The sequence below is a fragment of the uncultured Rikenella sp. genome (genome assembly GCF_910577125.1).
Lineage (GTDB): Bacteria > Bacteroidota > Bacteroidia > Bacteroidales > Rikenellaceae > Rikenella.
Window position 1 is genome coordinate 1 of the sequence record NZ_CAJTMN010000048.1, and the last position, 15,539, is coordinate 15,539.

General features: G+C 61.7%; 14 protein-coding genes. 2 read left to right on the plus strand and 12 right to left on the minus strand.

Features of this window, described 5'->3' with window-relative positions; translation table 11 throughout:
• Positions 1-92: 92 nt before the first annotated feature.
• The 6 genes from bioD to QZ292_RS06430 are packed head-to-tail and all read right to left on the minus strand — an operon-like array spanning position 93 to position 4,395.
• On the minus strand, positions 93-767 hold the full coding sequence (bioD, locus tag QZ292_RS06405) for a dethiobiotin synthase (protein ID WP_294599450.1): 675 nt from the start codon (positions 765-767) through the stop codon (positions 93-95).
• The gene (locus QZ292_RS06410; protein ID WP_294599453.1) at positions 764-1,528 is read right to left on the minus strand and encodes a methyltransferase domain-containing protein; all 765 of its coding nucleotides are present in this window, start codon (positions 1,526-1,528) and stop codon (positions 764-766) included. Before QZ292_RS06410 ends, bioD begins: the two co-directional genes overlap by 4 nt.
• Positions 1,515-2,231 (minus strand): pimeloyl-ACP methyl esterase BioG family protein, encoded by a 717-nt coding sequence (locus QZ292_RS06415; RefSeq protein WP_294599456.1) that lies wholly within the window; start codon positions 2,229-2,231, stop codon positions 1,515-1,517. Before QZ292_RS06415 ends, QZ292_RS06410 begins: the two co-directional genes overlap by 14 nt.
• Complete coding sequence (locus QZ292_RS06420) at positions 2,213-3,406, minus strand: 8-amino-7-oxononanoate synthase (RefSeq protein WP_294599460.1); 1,194 nt, start codon at positions 3,404-3,406, stop codon at positions 2,213-2,215. Before QZ292_RS06420 ends, QZ292_RS06415 begins: the two co-directional genes overlap by 19 nt.
• Before the next feature lie 3 nt (positions 3,407-3,409).
• On the minus strand, positions 3,410-3,655 hold the full coding sequence (locus QZ292_RS06425) for a hypothetical protein (protein WP_294599462.1): 246 nt from the start codon (positions 3,653-3,655) through the stop codon (positions 3,410-3,412).
• Positions 3,652-4,395 carry a 2-phosphosulfolactate phosphatase gene (locus tag QZ292_RS06430; RefSeq protein ID WP_294599464.1) on the minus strand — a complete coding sequence of 248 codons (744 nt, stop codon included), beginning with the start codon at positions 4,393-4,395 and terminating at the stop codon, positions 3,652-3,654. The genes QZ292_RS06425 and QZ292_RS06430 overlap by 4 nt, the downstream gene beginning before the upstream one ends.
• Positions 4,396-4,436: 41 nt before the next feature.
• Between QZ292_RS06430 and QZ292_RS06435 the strand changes: the two genes are divergently transcribed.
• Positions 4,437-4,634: a hypothetical protein gene (locus QZ292_RS06435; protein ID WP_294599465.1), complete on the plus strand. Its 198-nt coding sequence runs from the start codon at positions 4,437-4,439 to the stop codon at positions 4,632-4,634.
• A 792-nt stretch (positions 4,635-5,426) separates the two neighbouring features.
• Here QZ292_RS06435 and argF read toward each other — a convergent pair.
• The 5 genes from argF to QZ292_RS06460 all read right to left on the minus strand — a co-directional run bounded on the left by argF (position 5,427) and on the right by QZ292_RS06460 (position 13,044).
• Entirely contained in the window at positions 5,427-6,425 is a 999-nt protein-coding gene (argF, locus tag QZ292_RS06440; RefSeq protein ID WP_294599467.1) for an ornithine carbamoyltransferase, read from the minus strand.
• 372 nt (positions 6,426-6,797) lie between these two features.
• Positions 6,798-8,183, minus strand: coding sequence for a lytic transglycosylase domain-containing protein (locus QZ292_RS06445; protein WP_294599469.1), 1,386 nt, complete (start codon positions 8,181-8,183; stop codon positions 6,798-6,800).
• Between the two features lie 47 nt (positions 8,184-8,230).
• Complete coding sequence (locus QZ292_RS06450; RefSeq protein ID WP_294599472.1) at positions 8,231-9,670, minus strand: DUF5683 domain-containing protein; 1,440 nt, start codon at positions 9,668-9,670, stop codon at positions 8,231-8,233.
• Between the two features lie 1,584 nt (positions 9,671-11,254).
• The gene (locus QZ292_RS06455) at positions 11,255-12,223 is read right to left on the minus strand and encodes a ParB/RepB/Spo0J family partition protein (RefSeq protein WP_294599475.1); all 969 of its coding nucleotides are present in this window, start codon (positions 12,221-12,223) and stop codon (positions 11,255-11,257) included.
• A gap of 47 nt (positions 12,224-12,270) precedes the next feature.
• The gene (locus QZ292_RS06460; protein WP_294599478.1) at positions 12,271-13,044 is read right to left on the minus strand and encodes a ParA family protein; all 774 of its coding nucleotides are present in this window, start codon (positions 13,042-13,044) and stop codon (positions 12,271-12,273) included.
• A 1,386-nt stretch (positions 13,045-14,430) separates the two neighbouring features.
• Between QZ292_RS06460 and QZ292_RS06465 the strand changes: the two genes are divergently transcribed.
• Positions 14,431-15,162, plus strand: coding sequence for a S24 family peptidase (locus tag QZ292_RS06465; protein ID WP_294599480.1), 732 nt, complete (start codon positions 14,431-14,433; stop codon positions 15,160-15,162).
• 98 nt (positions 15,163-15,260) lie between these two features.
• Here the strand turns inward: QZ292_RS06465 and QZ292_RS06470 are convergent.
• Positions 15,261-15,539: hypothetical protein (locus QZ292_RS06470; RefSeq protein ID WP_294599483.1), on the minus strand; the 279-nt coding region annotated here is incomplete at its 5' end.

Sequence of the window (15,539 nt, forward strand, 5' to 3'; positions counted from 1 at the left end):
CGCGCGGGCCGGAGCCACCCCAGGCGTAGGCCTGCAACTCGACGGAGCTCGTTTTAGGCCACGCTGGCTCCGACCCGCACAAAGCCCGCCCCTCAGAGCGCCGGGATGTCGATCAGACGCGCCGAAGGCCAGTGAACCCGCAGATAGTCAGCGATATACGCCCGCGTGTCCGCCGCGATGACCGGGTCGCCCGCCGGACAGAGATTCCAGAGCACCCCCGCCACCTCGATCCCCCGCGCCCGGCAAGCCTCGAAGCTCAACAGCGTGTGGTTCAGGCTCCCCAGCTTCGCCGACGTCACGAACAGCAGCGGCAGCCGCCGCTCCGCCACATAGTCGATCGTGAGGTACTCGCGCCCCCCCTCCGCCGTGGGGAACGGAGCCAGCGGCACCGCCAGCCCCCCTGCCCCCTCGACCAGCACGATGTCGTAGAGCCCCCGCAGCCGCTCCGTCGAGGCGTCGATCCGCGCCGTCTCCACCGTGTGCCCCTCCAGCGCCGCCGCTAAGTGCGGCGAGGCCGGAAAACGGTAGACCAGCGGAGCCGTCGTCCCGTCGAGATCCACCTCCTGCAGCGGAATCCCCATCAGCCGCCGGTGCAGCTCGATGTCCTCCGAGAGGCCCGTGTTGCCCGTCTGGACGAACTTCTGGGTGATGACCCGCGCGCCCTGTTCCTCGGCCAGGCGGCGCGCCAGCAGCCCCGTGGCGTAGCTCTTCCCGGCATCGGTGTCGATGCCGCTCACGAAGTAGACGCCGGATGAAAATGGTGTCATGGTTTTTGTGCGATGATGATCGTCGGATGAAACGTCAAAGTTACGCCATCCGCCGCGATTTCGGAAGTCCCGGCGCACGCAGCGCGATAATCCGCGTCGAATTGCCTCAGCCGCCCCCGCGTCCACCGCTCCTCGGCCACCGCGTTGACCCCCGTCCGGCTCAGGTGGCGCAACACCTCCAGCGGAGTCGGGTAGGGCACCGCCTCGATCCGCTCCTCCCGGTCGGTGATTTGTAAGTGATTGGAGATGAAGATGTCGGAGAGCTCCGACAGCGAATAATATTCCAGCCCCCGTCCCGTCGCCGCCGTGATTTCGCGGAAATTTCGAGGGCCGAACGTCCCCACCGCCAGGAATCCGCCGCGCCGCAGCCCCCGTGCCGCGCGAGCCGCGAAAGCCGGCAGGTCGTCGAACCACTGCACCGTCGACGCCGTCGCGATCAGGTCGTAGCGCGCCTCGCCGAACGGGAAATATTCGCCGTCGCCCGCCTCGAAAGCGACCTCCGGCGGCAGAAAACGCCCGCTCTCCGGCACCAGATCGTTCGCCGTCCACGCCGCCCCCGGGAAGAGCGCGACCAGCCGCCGCGTCAGAAATCCCGTCCCCGCGCCGATCTCGACCCCGCGCCGCACCGCCTCGGCCGGTATCCGCTCCGCCAGCAGACCGGCCATCCGCTCCGCCATTGTCCGCTGGACGACCGCCCCCGTCTCGTAGGTCGCCAGATTCCGGGCGAACCTCCTCTGTAACAACTCCTTATTGTGCTTCATGAATCCAACGCATCAGGAACTCCCCGTCGGCCAGCGGATAGTGCGGCATCCCCTCCCCGGCAGTCACCCGCACCCCCGCCTCCGTCCAGTAACGCATCATGTTTTCCGGCGGAAAAATCGCATCTTCCGTTCCCGCCACCGCTCCCGTCCAGAAGCCCGCATGCGGTACCGACACAGTCGCCGCCGTCTCCGCCGCCCCGTCCCGCAGCCGCCGCAGCTCCTCGCCTATCTCCTCCAACCCTCTGGTCGATCGGTGTTTATAGTACTCCCGTAAAACCTCCTGCGTGCCGCACATCCGCTCTAAGAAGCGCCCCGTCCCCGCCCCCTCGATGCTCCGGACGGTCACCGCGAAAGCCCGCACCGGAATCCCGTAGGTGTCGTGCACCGGCAGCGGCGTCCCGTTGACCGCCACCGCCCCGTCCCAAGTCCAATCCGCCTCTCCGAAAATCCGCTCCGCCGCCCACACCCCGAACGACCAGGCGATCAGGTGTTTGTGCCGGTAAGGCGCTATTTGTGCATAGAGTTCGCGGACTTCTGTGGCAGAGGGAAAGCTGCGGTAGTCGAAGAGGCACAGCAAGTCGTATCCTTGCGGCAACGCGAGGTGTCTGACCAGCTCGTCCGACCCCGCCCATCCCGCAGCGAAGACGACCACCCCCCGTTCGCTCCGCATCTCCGGCCGCGAATTTATCCAAACTGCCTGCATAACGTGGCGAATTGTTCGATTTTATAAGGCGTGTGGCCCGCGCAGAGCGACACCCTCAGCCGCGCCTCTCCCTCCGGCACCGTCGGATGGCGGATCGCCGTCACCCAGAACCCCTCCTCCTTCAGCGCCCCGGCCATGGCCAGCGCCCGTTCGTTGCTCCCCGCCCGGATGGGGACGATCTGCGACTCATACGGAGCAGCAGACTCTAAAATCTTGTTAACCAGCGTGATAAGCTCCCGAATCCGCTCCCTCCGCGGCGCGAACTCCGGCATCAGCCCCAGCAGAAACCGCGTCCACTCCAGCGAGATGTCCGGCAGCGCCGTCGAGAAGATCAGCGGCCGCATGCGGTTGACCAGCAGCCGTTTGGTCTCATCCGAGCACCCCACCGCCGCCCCCTGCGACGCCAGCGCCTTGCCGAACGTCACCACGTGGTAGTCCGCCCGCAAAAGGTGCTCCGGCCGCCCCGCGTTGTAGGCCGCCAGCAATCCCGCCCCGCACCTTTCGCCCGCCCCGTCCTCGTCCTCAGGCCCGTAGACCCCGAACGCGTGCGCCTCGTCTAAGTAGAGCCGGAACCCGTACCGGTGTTGCAACTCCGCCAGCTCCGCCAGCGGCGCGAAGTCGCCGTCCATGCTGAACAGGCTCTCCGTCACGACGATAATCCGCCCCCCGCGGCCGCGCTGCGCCTCGAGCATCGCTTCGAGCTGCTCCATGTCGTTGTGGCGGAACCTGCGCCACTCGACCCCCGATCCGCAGAGCCTCAGCCCGTCGATCAGGCTGGCATGCACCAGTTTGTCCGCCAGCACGAGGTCTCCGCGCTCCGTCACCGCCGGCAGCACCCCCGTATTGACTGCGAATCCCGACCCCAGGACCAGCGCCCGCTCCGTCCCCAGCAAATCGGCCACCGCCGTTTCGAGTGCCTCGTAGGCCGGGCTGTTCCCCGTCATCAGGCGTGAGGCCGGATTCCCCAGCAGGAACCGGTCGACATCCGCCTCCAGCAGAAACCGGTTCTGCAAGGCCGGCTCGGCCAGCCCCAGGTAGTCGTTCGATGAGAGGTTGTAGTACTCCCGCTCCCCCTCGTAGATGTAGGTTCCGACGCTCCGTAACGTACAGAGGCTGCGCAGGTTGCCCTGCGCAGCCAACGCGTCGAGTATCTGCCTTTCGCGACTCTCTGCCATCCGTTACTCCTCCTGCAATGCCGCCCCCGGCACGATCTGCACCGCTTCCGAAGCCGCGGCGCACGGCACGATCAGGCTGACCTGTCCCTGGATGAACGGCAGCACGCCTCCGCCCGTGGCCCCGTCCACTTCGCATTCGATTCCCCGGCTGCGGAGCAGGTCGGCGTCGAGCCAGGCCTCTTCCGGGTTGGTGTAGCGTTTGATGACGACCAGCCGGCTGCGGTCGTCCCGATGGGTTTGGTGTGTCATAATCGTATACCTCCTTCCGGTTCGTAAAGTTTGGGTACGATCTCGAGCTCGTTCCGTCTGAGGCACCAGGCGATGTCCTCTCCCCACCGTTCGCGGATGGTGTGGTAGTGGAGGCAGTGGTCCAGCGCGCCTTGCAGGTCGTCTTCGTAGCGTCCGTAGACGTCTGCGCACCACCAGGCGATGTCGCTGAGGTCGTACGCATACCGGAGGTTCAAATACCGTGCCATCATGCCCGCGCACAAGCTGTCTTCGATGGTGAACCGGTCGTGTCGTCCGGAGCAGACGAGGGCGATGTCTTTCCCGAGCTCTCCCAACCGCCTTGCGACGGCGTCTGCGTTGAGCAGGGCGGCGATATAGATTTCGTCGGCGAGCCCTCTGGCGCAGTTCACGGCGCGTGTGCCGTTGGTGGTGCTCATGACGACGGTGGCGTCCCGCACCGCTTCGGGGGTGTACCTCAGGGGGGAGTTGTCGAGGTCGAACCCTTCGATAATCACGGTGTTTCGTTCCCCACCGAGCAGCACGGGCCCCTGATCTCCCGCCGTGCGGTGTGCCTGTAGGATTTGGTCTCGGAGCCGGAAGCTCTCTTCGATGCCGGTGACGGGGATAATCTCTCTGGCTCCGTTTCCGAGTGCGGTGACGATGACGGAGGTGGCGCGGAAGACGTCGATGACGGCGACGTTCCGTCCGCGGACTCGTTCGGGAGTGACTTCTGCGGCAGTGGTGATGATATCGACCTGCATAGGTGTTGTTTTTGAGTCGGTCGCGGGACGATGTCCCGAGTTTGTTTTGTTATCTCCCCGCCCCGGGCTTCCGCGAGAGAGCCAATGGCGGGCTGAGCAGCGTCGGCAACAACGGGTTCAGCTGGGCTGCTACGGCCAGCAGTGTCTATGGCACGTACTTGGGTTTCAGCGTAACAGACCTTAACTCCTACGCGAACGGTCGCGTCTACGGTTTTCAGTTGCGTTGCCTCTCGGAATAAACGGGGGCGTGTCGCACTCACAATTGGCCGGGTCTACCCTAACAGGCAGCCGCTACCCCAAATTTTCCGAGGCTGTCTTAGCGAAACGTAGTTTCGCTCCGTCCCGCCGGGGTCACCCGGACGCCGCCCGCGCAGGGCAGTTCTATCCGGTTCGGAGCTCGACAGTCGCCCGCCCGCTTAAGAAGGCATATTCTGCCGATTGGCGGTGAGCCAATCCGGCAAGAATTGCCGCGGGCGACTTAATCGCGCGCCGACGCCTTAAAAGGCGATTCAACTATTTCGGCGCAAGCCGAATATAGTTTGAATCGACAAAGGCGCGCGGACAAGAACAAGATCGAACCCCTGCGGCTCGCAGAGCCGCGCGGGCCGGAGCCACCCCAGGCGTAGGCCGGAAACTCGGCGAAGCTCGTTTCCGGCCTCGCTGGCGCCGGCCCACTCCAGCCCCATCCAATTTATAGTCAACAGCTCCGCCCGGTTCTCCGCCCCGTGTCCGCTTCACTACGGCTCCGCTGTCGCTCCGCCGCCTTCGGGCACTCCGAAATAGGCCTCCTATACCCCGTTCTTTGTCCGCGCGCTGGCGGAAATCTTATTCAAACGCGAACCACGCGTTTGAATGATTTCCTTTTCCAGCAGTCGCGCGCGGTTCGAGCTTTGCCCCGGATGAAACTGCCCTCGCGCCGGGCGGGCGGTGCGTGCCGCACTCCCAATTAGCCGCCTCTACCCCAATGCTTTGCCCGCGCGCGGTTGAAATAGCGGCCGACCGCCGTGACATGGATCGCGGAGAGCTGTTGCCTAAAACGACGTCTCCGGCTGTTGCGACAGCGTGGCCACCATCACCGCCTTGATCGTGTGGAGCCGGTTTTCCGCCTCGTCGAAGACCAGCGAAGCAGCGGATTCGAACACCTCGTCCGTCACCTCCATCTCCCGCAGGCCGTACTGCCGGAAGATCTCCTGCCCGACCGTCGTTTCGAGGTCGTGGAACGCCGGCAGACAGTGCAGGAACCGGCACTCCGGATTCCCCGTCAGCTCCATCATCCGCCGATTGACCTGATACGGAAGCAGTTGCCGGATCCGTTCGCCCCACACCTCCGCCGGCTCGCCCATCGAGACCCACACGTCCGTGTAGATGAAGTCCGCCCCCTCGACCGCCTCGGCGACCTCCTCCGTAATCGTAATCCGCGCCCCCTCTTCCCGGCGGAGCTTTTCGACCAGCTCTGGCTCCGGATGGTACGCCGCAGGCGCCGCCGCCGAAAAGATCATCCCCATCTTGGCGCACCCCACCATCAGCGACCGCGCGACATTGTTGTCCGCCGTCCCCGCGAAGCAGACCTTGATCTCCTCCAGCGGCTTGTCACAGTGCTCGATGATGGTGAGCAGGTCGGCCAGAAACTGCGTCGGGTGACACTCGTTTGTCAGCCCGTTCCACACCGGCACCCCCGAGTATTCGGCCAGCGTCTCCACGATCTCCTGCCCGTAGCCCCGGTATTCGATTCCGTCGTACATCCGCCCCAGCACCCGCGCCGTGTCGCGGATCGACTCCTTTTTGCCCATCTGCGAGCCGCTCGCGCCGATGTAGGTCACCGCCGCCCCCTGGTCGTGTGCCCCGACCTCGAACGAACAGCGCGTCCGGGTCGAGTCCTTGGCAAAGAGCAGCACGACATTCTTCCCCGTCAGGTACCGTTCTTCGTTTCCGGCCCGTTTCTGTGCCTTGAGCCGCGCCGCGAGCCGGACGAGTCCGTCGATCTCTTCGCGCCGCAGCGATCCGATATCTAAAAAACTTCTTCTGTACATAATCTTCTTTTAATTAATCCGATCGTTTTTCCGTACCCTCTGTCCATTGGGTTTGCTGGGACTGCCGCTTTTTGGAAAAAGCGGCACCAAAAACTTTTAGTTAGCTACGCTACTCCTTAGGCTCCGCAGTCCTTAGTCTTCGAGCGTTTGTTGGGTCGGGATTCTCCGGGGCGCGTAGGGTAATTACCGCATTATCGCGCCCCGGAAGAATCCCCGGCCCAAAGAAGAGTCCGAGGTTTGGGCCACCGGCAGCTTTAGGATGCGTCAGCATCCTCCAAAAGTCTTTTGGGTACCTTTTCTTCAGAAAAGGTACGGTTCCGTCCAACACAAAGAAAAAAGTGTGCGGATAACGGTTGATGAATGAAAGAGCGGTTATTTTCGGTAGATGACCAGCGTTTGTCCCGGTCGGAGCGTTTTGGCATTTTTGATGTTGTTCCAGCTCATGAGCTGGCTTACCGAGACATTGTATTTCGCCGCGATGCGTCCCAGAATGTCGCCGCTTTTGACCTTGTAAGTGATTTTCGTACCGCTTCCCCTGCTGCCCGCCGAAGCCGCCGACTGGTTCCGCGACGCCGTCGCCGTGAGCTGTTCGTCCGACAGATTGCTGATGTTCAGGTACTTCGCCAGGTAGAGCGTATCCTTTTCGTAGATCGACCGGCTGTTCCGGATGAAAGCAGAGGCGTACTCCTGCGGCAGCGTCAGCGTGTACGGCTGCGCCTTGGCCGGCACCACATCGTTGATATACTGCGGGTTGAGCCCCCTGAGCACCTCGATCGGGATATCGAGCGTCGACGCCACCTGCTCCAGGTGGAGCATGCGGTCGATCTGCACCGTGTCCGTCGCCACCGGATGCCACGGCACCGTCGGCCTCAGGTTGTGCGCCTTGTAGTACGTATAGGCGTAGGTCGCCGCGATGAACGCCGGGATGTATCCCCTCGTTTCGCGCGGCAGGTACTCGTACAAGTCCCAGTAGGTCGCCACGTTACGTCCGTCGTGAGCCGTACGGAACCGCTCCATCGCCTTGTTGACGTTCCCCGGGCCGCAGTTGTAGGCCGCGATCACCAGCGTCCAGTCGCCGTACATCCGGTACATGTCTTTCAGGTAGCGGCACGCCGCTTCGGTCGATTTGACCGGGTCGCTGCGTTCGTCCACGAACGAGTTGATTTCCAGTCCGTAAGCCTTCCCCGTTCGGAGCATGAACTGCCAGAGTCCGACCGCCGCCGCGCGCGACTGTGCCCTCGGCACCAGGGCCGATTCGATCACCGGCAGCATTTTGAGCTCCATCGGCAGCTTGTAGCGGTACAGCGCCTCCTCGAAGATCGGGAAGTAGTACTGCGCGAGCCCCAGCACCCGTTCCATCGTCCCCCCTCGGCGGGTGTAGGTGAGGATGTACTTCTTGACGATGTCGTTATAGGGCAGCTGCACCTCGGTGGCCATCATTTTGAGCCGTTCGGCATAGACCTCGTCCGGCAGCGCCCCCCGCATGTCTACGTGGTCGAGGTCGACGTCGATGAATTCGTTCACGAACTTGTCGTACGATTCGACGATGTTCCGGTGTTTGAAGTTGGCCAGCAGCGAGTCGTAGGTACTCGCCCCCGTCCCGCGGAGCGCCAGCCGGCCGAACGAGCGGGTGTCTCCCGTCTGCGCATTCCCCCGCAGCGGGCTCGCCGCGAGCAGCGCCAGCATCGCCCCGAAGAGGCAGAGAGAAAGCCCCCCCCATCGACATCCCCCATCGGTTGTGAGTCGGAATTTTCGCATGATATGGTTTGGTTAGTCCGTATTTTTCGTAGTCGCGCCCCGCCCCCTCAGAACCGGAAGCTCAGCGCCAGTCCGTATGCCGTCCCCTGGGCCGGACTGATCGTCCGTCCGTTGAAGCGGCTGTCGATCATCGTGGGTTCGACCCTCACCGAGAGGTTCTCGTCCACGTCCCAGTTTTTGAGCGACGCGATGACGTACGTATCCACGATGCTGAGCAGGTAAGCCGCCGCCATGCCGATGATCGCCAGGTCGCGATCCCTGCGGTAGGCGCTCCTCACGCGCGAGAGGATCTCCGGCGAGTAGCGGCCGTTGAACTCGTCCACCGTCGACGGGTTCCCGTCCGTCAGCGCGTCGTAGGCCGTCTTGTACCGCTGGTAGTTCCGGTTGTTGTAGTCGATCACCGTGGCCAGGGCGATAAACCCGCCGTAATAGATCGGCAGCCGCCAGTAGGTTTTGGTGTAGACGAACCCCATCCCGGGAAAAACAGCCGCCAGCGTGGTCGCCTTCCGCACCGGGTCGACCGGCCCGCGGTAGTTGAAGACCGCGTCGGCCACGAAGTAGAGGTACGTGGCCCCAGCCATGGCGAACATCAGTGTCTGTCCGCTTCCCGCGTTCCGCATCTGCGTCCTCGCCCTCCGCTGCATGTCCGGCGGCAGCCGCAGGTCTACCGCGCGGTCGTACTCCGCCTTGTAGGTCTTGTATCGGTTGTGGAAGACGAAGCCGCCGGCCAGAAATCCCCCCACGCCGCCATAAAGGATCGGCAGTTTCCACGCCTGCCGGTTATAGATCTGCCCGAATCCCGGCGCGATGACCGAGAAGATCGTATGTTTCCCCGCCGAGATGGTGTCCTGCGTGATCCGGAAGCGGGGTTTGAAGAGCCGTGCCGAGTCTTCGGCCGAGAGCAGTCCTCCGCTCCCGTCTTTTTTTCCTCCCTCCGCCAAGCCGGACTGTGTGCTGTCCGCCTCCGGATAGGTGAGTCCCGCGATCCGGAAGGGGGCTTTCCACAGTGTCGAGTCGGTCACGTATTTCACCAGCAGCGAGTCGCTGAACCGGCTGGCGATGAGCGTGTCCGCGGCCGTCCGGAAATCCGGGATGCTGTCGAACCCCGCGGCGAGAATCAGCGCGCTGTCGGGATGCAGGACGGTGCGGATATACCGTCCTCTTCTGAACAAGCTGTCGGTCTCGGGATCGAACGGCACCCCTTTGGCGCCGCCCGAAATCCGGACGTGCTGTCCGACCTCGATGCCGTCCATCTCTTTGACGCGTTCGTTGAGTTGTTTACGCTGGTCGATGGTCAGATCCTGCCGCATGCGCCGTTTTTCGGCGAGCCGTGCCGCCTTGAGTTCCGCCTTTTCGATCCGCCTGCGGTCTTTCGGGGCGAGTGCGGTGCTGTCCGCCGCGGTTGCCGTCGCTCCGCAGCCGCAGAACCATACGAGTCCCCACAGCAAAGCCTGTACGCCCAGCCGTCCGAAAGGGTATGCAAACACACGCCGCATGTTGTTTTGTAAGGGTTTGGTTTTGAGTTTTTTATGTTGTTCGGTGTGCAAGTCTCCCGGGGTTGTCAAGCCTTCCGGGCAGTCCGGTTTCCGGGGTTGTTTCGTTGTCTTCTGTCCCGGGTATTTCGGTTCCCGGGTTGTAGGTTTCTTCCGGATTGCAAGGTCTCCGGTGCTTTCCGTTCCGGGGCCAGGTCTCCGGATTGTTTCGTTGTCTTCTGTCCTCCGTTTTTCTTCCCCGCCCCGGGCCTCCGCGGTCATGGCGACGGCAGCCTATGGAACATCAGCGACGAAGGCTCCGTCTGGTCAGCAATTGCGGCTTCCAACAGTACCTACGGCCTCTATTTGTACTTCAATACAGCCGACGTGAATCCGGTACTGAAATATTACCGTGCTTTCGGTTTTCAGTTGCGTTGCCTCTCGGAATAAACGGTGCGTGTCGCACTCACAACTGGCCGGGTCTACCCCTACGAGAGCAGCCTCTACTAATATCAGCCAGACCCCTGCGACCCTGCGACCCGCAGGGTCGCGCGGGCCGGACGCCTCCCCTCGGGAGGCCCGCAATACGCCGCTCCCGCGTCGAGATTTGCGGCACCTCCCGGGCGCCGGCCCGCCACAACCTCACCCAACCCACAATCCGATCCTCCGCCCCATTCTCGAAAATTCGTCCTCGGCGCGCCCCCTCGCGCCGGTGCCTTCGGGCACTCCGAAAAATAGCAGTCTCTACCCCCAAGACCGAGGCCGGCGACCTTGCAGGTCGCAAGAGCTCAGCCTAATCCTCTGCCGTTTCGGGCTGCGCGCTCCGGGGGTGGGCCGAAGGCCCAGCGCGCAAGCCCGGCGATTCTTCGAATCGCGCTACTCGCTCTCGGCGCACCCCAGTTCGACGCCAGCGGAGGCACCATATAGGGTAGAGGCTGCCAATAAAAGGCGTTGTGCGTCTGGCCCGCGTGGCTCTGCGAACCGCAAGAGTATAGCCCATTCACCGCCCCATTCTCCGCCCGTTCGTCTTTGACGCACCCCATCGCAGTTCGGCGCCAGCGGAGGCGCAACGAGCTCCGTCGAGTTGCAGTCCTCCGCCTGCCGGGGCGTCGGACTGCGCGACCCTACGGGTCGCGGAAGTTCTGCCACAAGCACCGCCTCGTGTCCGCCTCACTGCGGTTCCGCTGTCGCTCCGCCGCTTTTTCGCGCGCCTTGGGGAAATCTTGTCAAAACGCCCAAGTGCATTTTGACGATTCCCCTCCTAAGGCGTGGCGCGCGGGATTGGCTTTCTCGCACGTCTAAGATGCAACCGTCGCCCGCTGGGATTTCATCTCGGTTTTGCTGTCGCAAAACGAGTGAAATCCCTCTTTAGGCAGGCGGGCGACGGGAGAGCTTTGAACCGGACGGAACTGCCCTTCCGCCGGGCGGGCGGTGCGTGCCGCACTCCCAATTGGCAGCCTCTACCCTAAAAACCGGAACCGGGCGGGCCCCACTTGGTAAGGTGAAGATAACCCTAACAAAACACCCTGTGGGTGCGTGGACGGGCGAAACTTACGTTTCGCTGCGGCAGCCTCAGCCCAGACATTCCCGCCCCAAACCTTATCCCCTCTTCTTGTCCGTTCCCGCGAGCCCCAGCTTTTCGAGCCGTTCGACGATCCCTTCCACCTGCTCGTCCGAGTCGAAGTCGATCGTGATCCGTCCCGAGAAGACCGTTTTTCCGTTTTTGGCCGCCGTCGTTTTGCGTTTGACCGCGATGCGGCTTCCCAGCAGCGGTTCGAGTTCTTCGACCAGCCGCGCATAGCACGCCGGATATTCTCCCCCCGTTTGAGTCCCCTTAGTGCGTTTTTCCGCCGGCTGGAGCGCCCCCTGCACCGCCAGCTCCGTCTGCCGCACCGAGAGGTGCCCCTTGACGATCCTCGCCAGCAGCGCCAGCTGCTGCCGTTCCGTCGGTAGCGCCAGCAGCGCCCGCGCATGCCCCATCGAGATCATGTCGTTGTTGAGCGCGCTCTGCACCTGCGCCGGCAGTTTGAGCAGCCGGATGTAGTTGGCGATCGTCGAACGTTTCTTTCCGACCCGTTCCGCCAGAATCTCCTGCGTCAGCGCGCACTCGTCGATCAGGCGCTGCAGCGACAGCGCCACCTCAATCGCCCCCAGATCCTCGCGCTGGATGTTTTCGACCAGCGCCATCTCCAGCAGCGTCTGGTCGTTCGCCTCCCTGACATAGGCCGGAATCGTCTCCAGCCCCGCCATCTGCGAAGCGCGGAAGCGTCGTTCGCCGCTGATAATCATATACTCTGCCCCCTCCTTGTTATCGGGAGCCGGTTCGATCCGCTTGACCGTGATGGGCTGAATGACCCCCAGCCGCGCGATCGACTGCGCCAGCTCTTCGAGAGCCGTTTCGTCGAACACCGTCCGCGGCTGCCCCGGGTTGGGGATGATCCGGTCGATCTCCAGCTCCGCGACCGTGTTGTCGCGTCTGGAAGCCGCCGTCTGTTTCGGTATGTTGAGCTCTTCGATTTCGAAGATGGCGCCGAGCCCTTTGCCGAGCCCTGTGGTTTTGGGTTTCATCTACTATATATAAGTATAGGTGTGATCGGAATGGAGTGGTGCGCGCGTTAATCGGCTCCGCCGTTTCGCCGGAGGAATTCTCGGGCGAGGTTCAGGTAGTTTGCGCTCCCGCTGCTCGCCGCGTCGTACGTGATGACCGGTTTTCCGTAACTGGGCGACTCGCTGAGCCGTGTGTTCCGCTGGATGATCGTGTCGAAAACTAAGTGTCCGAAGTGGTTCCTCACCTCGCCCACCACCTGGTTGGCCAGCCGCAGCCGCGAGTCGTACATCGTCAGGAGAAACCCTTCGATCTCCAGCGCCGGATTGAGCCCCGCCTTGACCATCTTGATGGTATTGAGCAGCTTCCCGATCCCTTCGAGCGCGAAGTACTCGCACTGTACCGGAATGATGACGCTGTCGGCCGCGATCAACGCGTTGAGTGTCAGCATCCCGAGCGACGGCGAGCAGTCGATGATCACGAAGTCGTATTCGTTTTTCACCTCGTCGAGCATCGTTTTGAGCCGGAACTGCCCCCCCTCGGTCTGCGCCAGTTCGGTTTCGGCTCCGACGAGGTTGATGTTCGACGGCACGAGGCTGAGTCCCGGCAGCTCTTCCGACCGGAGGATCGTCTCTCCGAGTTCGGTCTCTCCCGTGAGCGCCGTGTAGATATTGAGTGTTCCGGTCGTTTCGAACCCGAGTCCCGATGTGGAGTTGGCCTGCGGATCGGCATCGACGAGGAGCACCCGTTTTTCGAGTACGGCGAGCGATGCGGCCAGGTTGATCGACGAGGTGGTTTTGCCGACGCCTCCTTTTTGGTTGGCTAAAGCGACGATTTTTCCCATGTTTCGGACGGTCTCAGTGTGGTATGTGGTGTTTTTGTTGCGGTTTGTACCCGGTCACCGGCGGGGTTGTTTCGGCGCGATCTGTCCGGCAGTCCGGCGAGACGGATACGAGCGCTTTTACTTCAAACTACAAAAATAGCGTTTTTTTCGGAGAATCCGGGCCCTCCGTCTCGAAAGCCCTCGGAGTGCTCTGTCTTGCTTGTTCACGTTGCTTTTCCGTTTATTCCGAGAGGCAACGCAACTGAAGACCGCTGGCTCGGTAATTTTCATGACTGGTGTAAAGCACTGCCACGATGAATCCCAAACAGTATACATTGCTGTCGATAGTTGTCGAAGAATGACTGAACCCGTTATGCCCGGCACTAACGAACGCGCCATTTCCTCCATTGACTCCCGATCCGCGGTAGCCCGGGGCGGGGCTTATTCGGGCCAGCGCCCGGGAGGTAGCGTTATGGGGTAGAGGCTGCCAATAAAAGACGCTGTGCGTCCCTCCCGAGGGGAGGCGTCCGGCCCGCGCGACTCTTCAAGTCGCAAGAGTTCTGCTAATACCGGTTCGGGTTGCGCGCTCCGGGGGTGGGCCGAAGGCCCAGCGCGCAAGCCCGGCGATTCTTCGAATCGCGCTATTCGCTCTCGGCCCAAAGCCCGGGTAATAGCTCCGTCCAGCGCAGCGCGAAAACCGCGCAAGCGATTTTCGCGTCCGAAGAACCGTGTCCGCCTCACTGCGGCTCCGCTATCGCTCCGCCACGTCATTTCCCGCGCGCCTTACGCGATTTTCTATTTTGACGGTGAGTCAAAATAGAAAATCGCTTCTTTAGGCGTCGGCGCGCGTCGAACCTCGACTGGCCTCGGGCCGCGCAGGCCCCACTTAGTAAGGCAGAAAGAACCCTCACAAAACACCCAACGGGTGCGTGGACGGGCGAAACTGCGTTTCGCTGCGGTAGCCTCTACTCCTGTTTTTCGTCCGCGCGCCGGGCGATTCAGTCTCTTTCGGCTCATCGCCGAAACAGTTGAATCGCCTCCTTAGGCGTGGCGCGCGGGCTTGTTAATGCGTTTTTGAGTCGCCCGCGGCAATTCTTGCCGGATTGGCTTATCGCCAATCGGCAGAATATGCCCTCTTTGGCGGGCGGGCGACTGTCGAGCTTTGTCCGCCTCGAACCGTACCTTTCTTGAAAGAAAGGTACCCAAAGAACTTTCAGATAGCTACGCTACTCCTTAGGCTCCGCAGTCCTCAGGTCGTCTGCCCGCCAGCCATAACATTCTTGTGACCTCAAACCGCATTCGATTTGTTTTTTATTTAAATATTTTTACCTTTATCCTGATTTTATCATAAAAGTCAATCCGAAATAGTGATAATTATCGTTATTTCGATGACAAAAATAAATTCCCATGACGGAAAAAGAAAAATTGAAGGCCTATCTGAAAGAAAAGGGGATCAGTAAAAATAAATTCTATACAATCACCGGATTTTCGATCGGATTCCTTGACAGCGGTCGCAGCCTCGGAGCTGACAAAGTCAAGATAATCATCAATAAATTTCCCGACCTCAGCCTCGAATGGCTCATCATGGATCAGGGCCCGATGCTGCTGCCCCCTTCGGCACCCTCCCGAGGCGTTTCCTATGACATGGGCGGCTATCACATCCCGCGTCTCGAAGAGCCCGAACAGCCCTACGCCCTTTCGCCCCGGCTTTGCACGGCGGACGACGACCGTCGGATCCCGCTCTACGACTTCGAGGCGGCGACCGGTCTCGAACCCCTTTTCGAGGGCCGCACCCCCGCTTCGGCCTATCTTTCGATCCCCGAACTGCCCCGCTGCGACGGAGCCGTCAAGATGCGCGGCGATTCGATGTACCCCCTGCTCAAATCGGGCGACATGGTGGTTTACAAACAGGTTCGCGACTGCACTAACATCATTTGGGGCGAGATGTATCTGATATCGTTCGCCTACGACGACGAGCAGTACACCACCGTGAAGTACCTCAATCAGGTCGAAGGCGCTCCGGATCGGGCTTTGTTGGTGAGCTATAACCCCCACCATGCGCCGATCGAGATCCCGTTGTCCGCCATTCGCGCCTTGGCGATCGTGAAAGCAAGCGTGCGTTTCAATACGATGGGTTGACCGGAGTGGTAGTTGGACTGAGGCTGCCTCGTTGGTTAAGGCGCCGGCAGTTTGAGGATGCGTTAGCATCCGTCTAAAGTTTTTTCGGTTCCTTTTGTTCACAAAAGGAACAGTTCCAGCCGGGGCAATAACCGGATCGCGCGCCGCCGCTTAAAAAGACGATTTAACTGTTGGCGACGCGCCGAAACAGAATGAATCGCCCCGGCGCGCGAATAAAGAAAAGTGCGAAAAATCCGTCGCCCGCCCGCCAAAAGAGGGATTTCGCTCGTTTTGCGGTGAGCAAAATATAGAAGAAATCCCAGCGGGCGACGGTTGAAATGTCCCGCGCGCGACTGCTGGAAAAGGAAATCGTTCAAAGCGACTTGCGCTTTGAACAA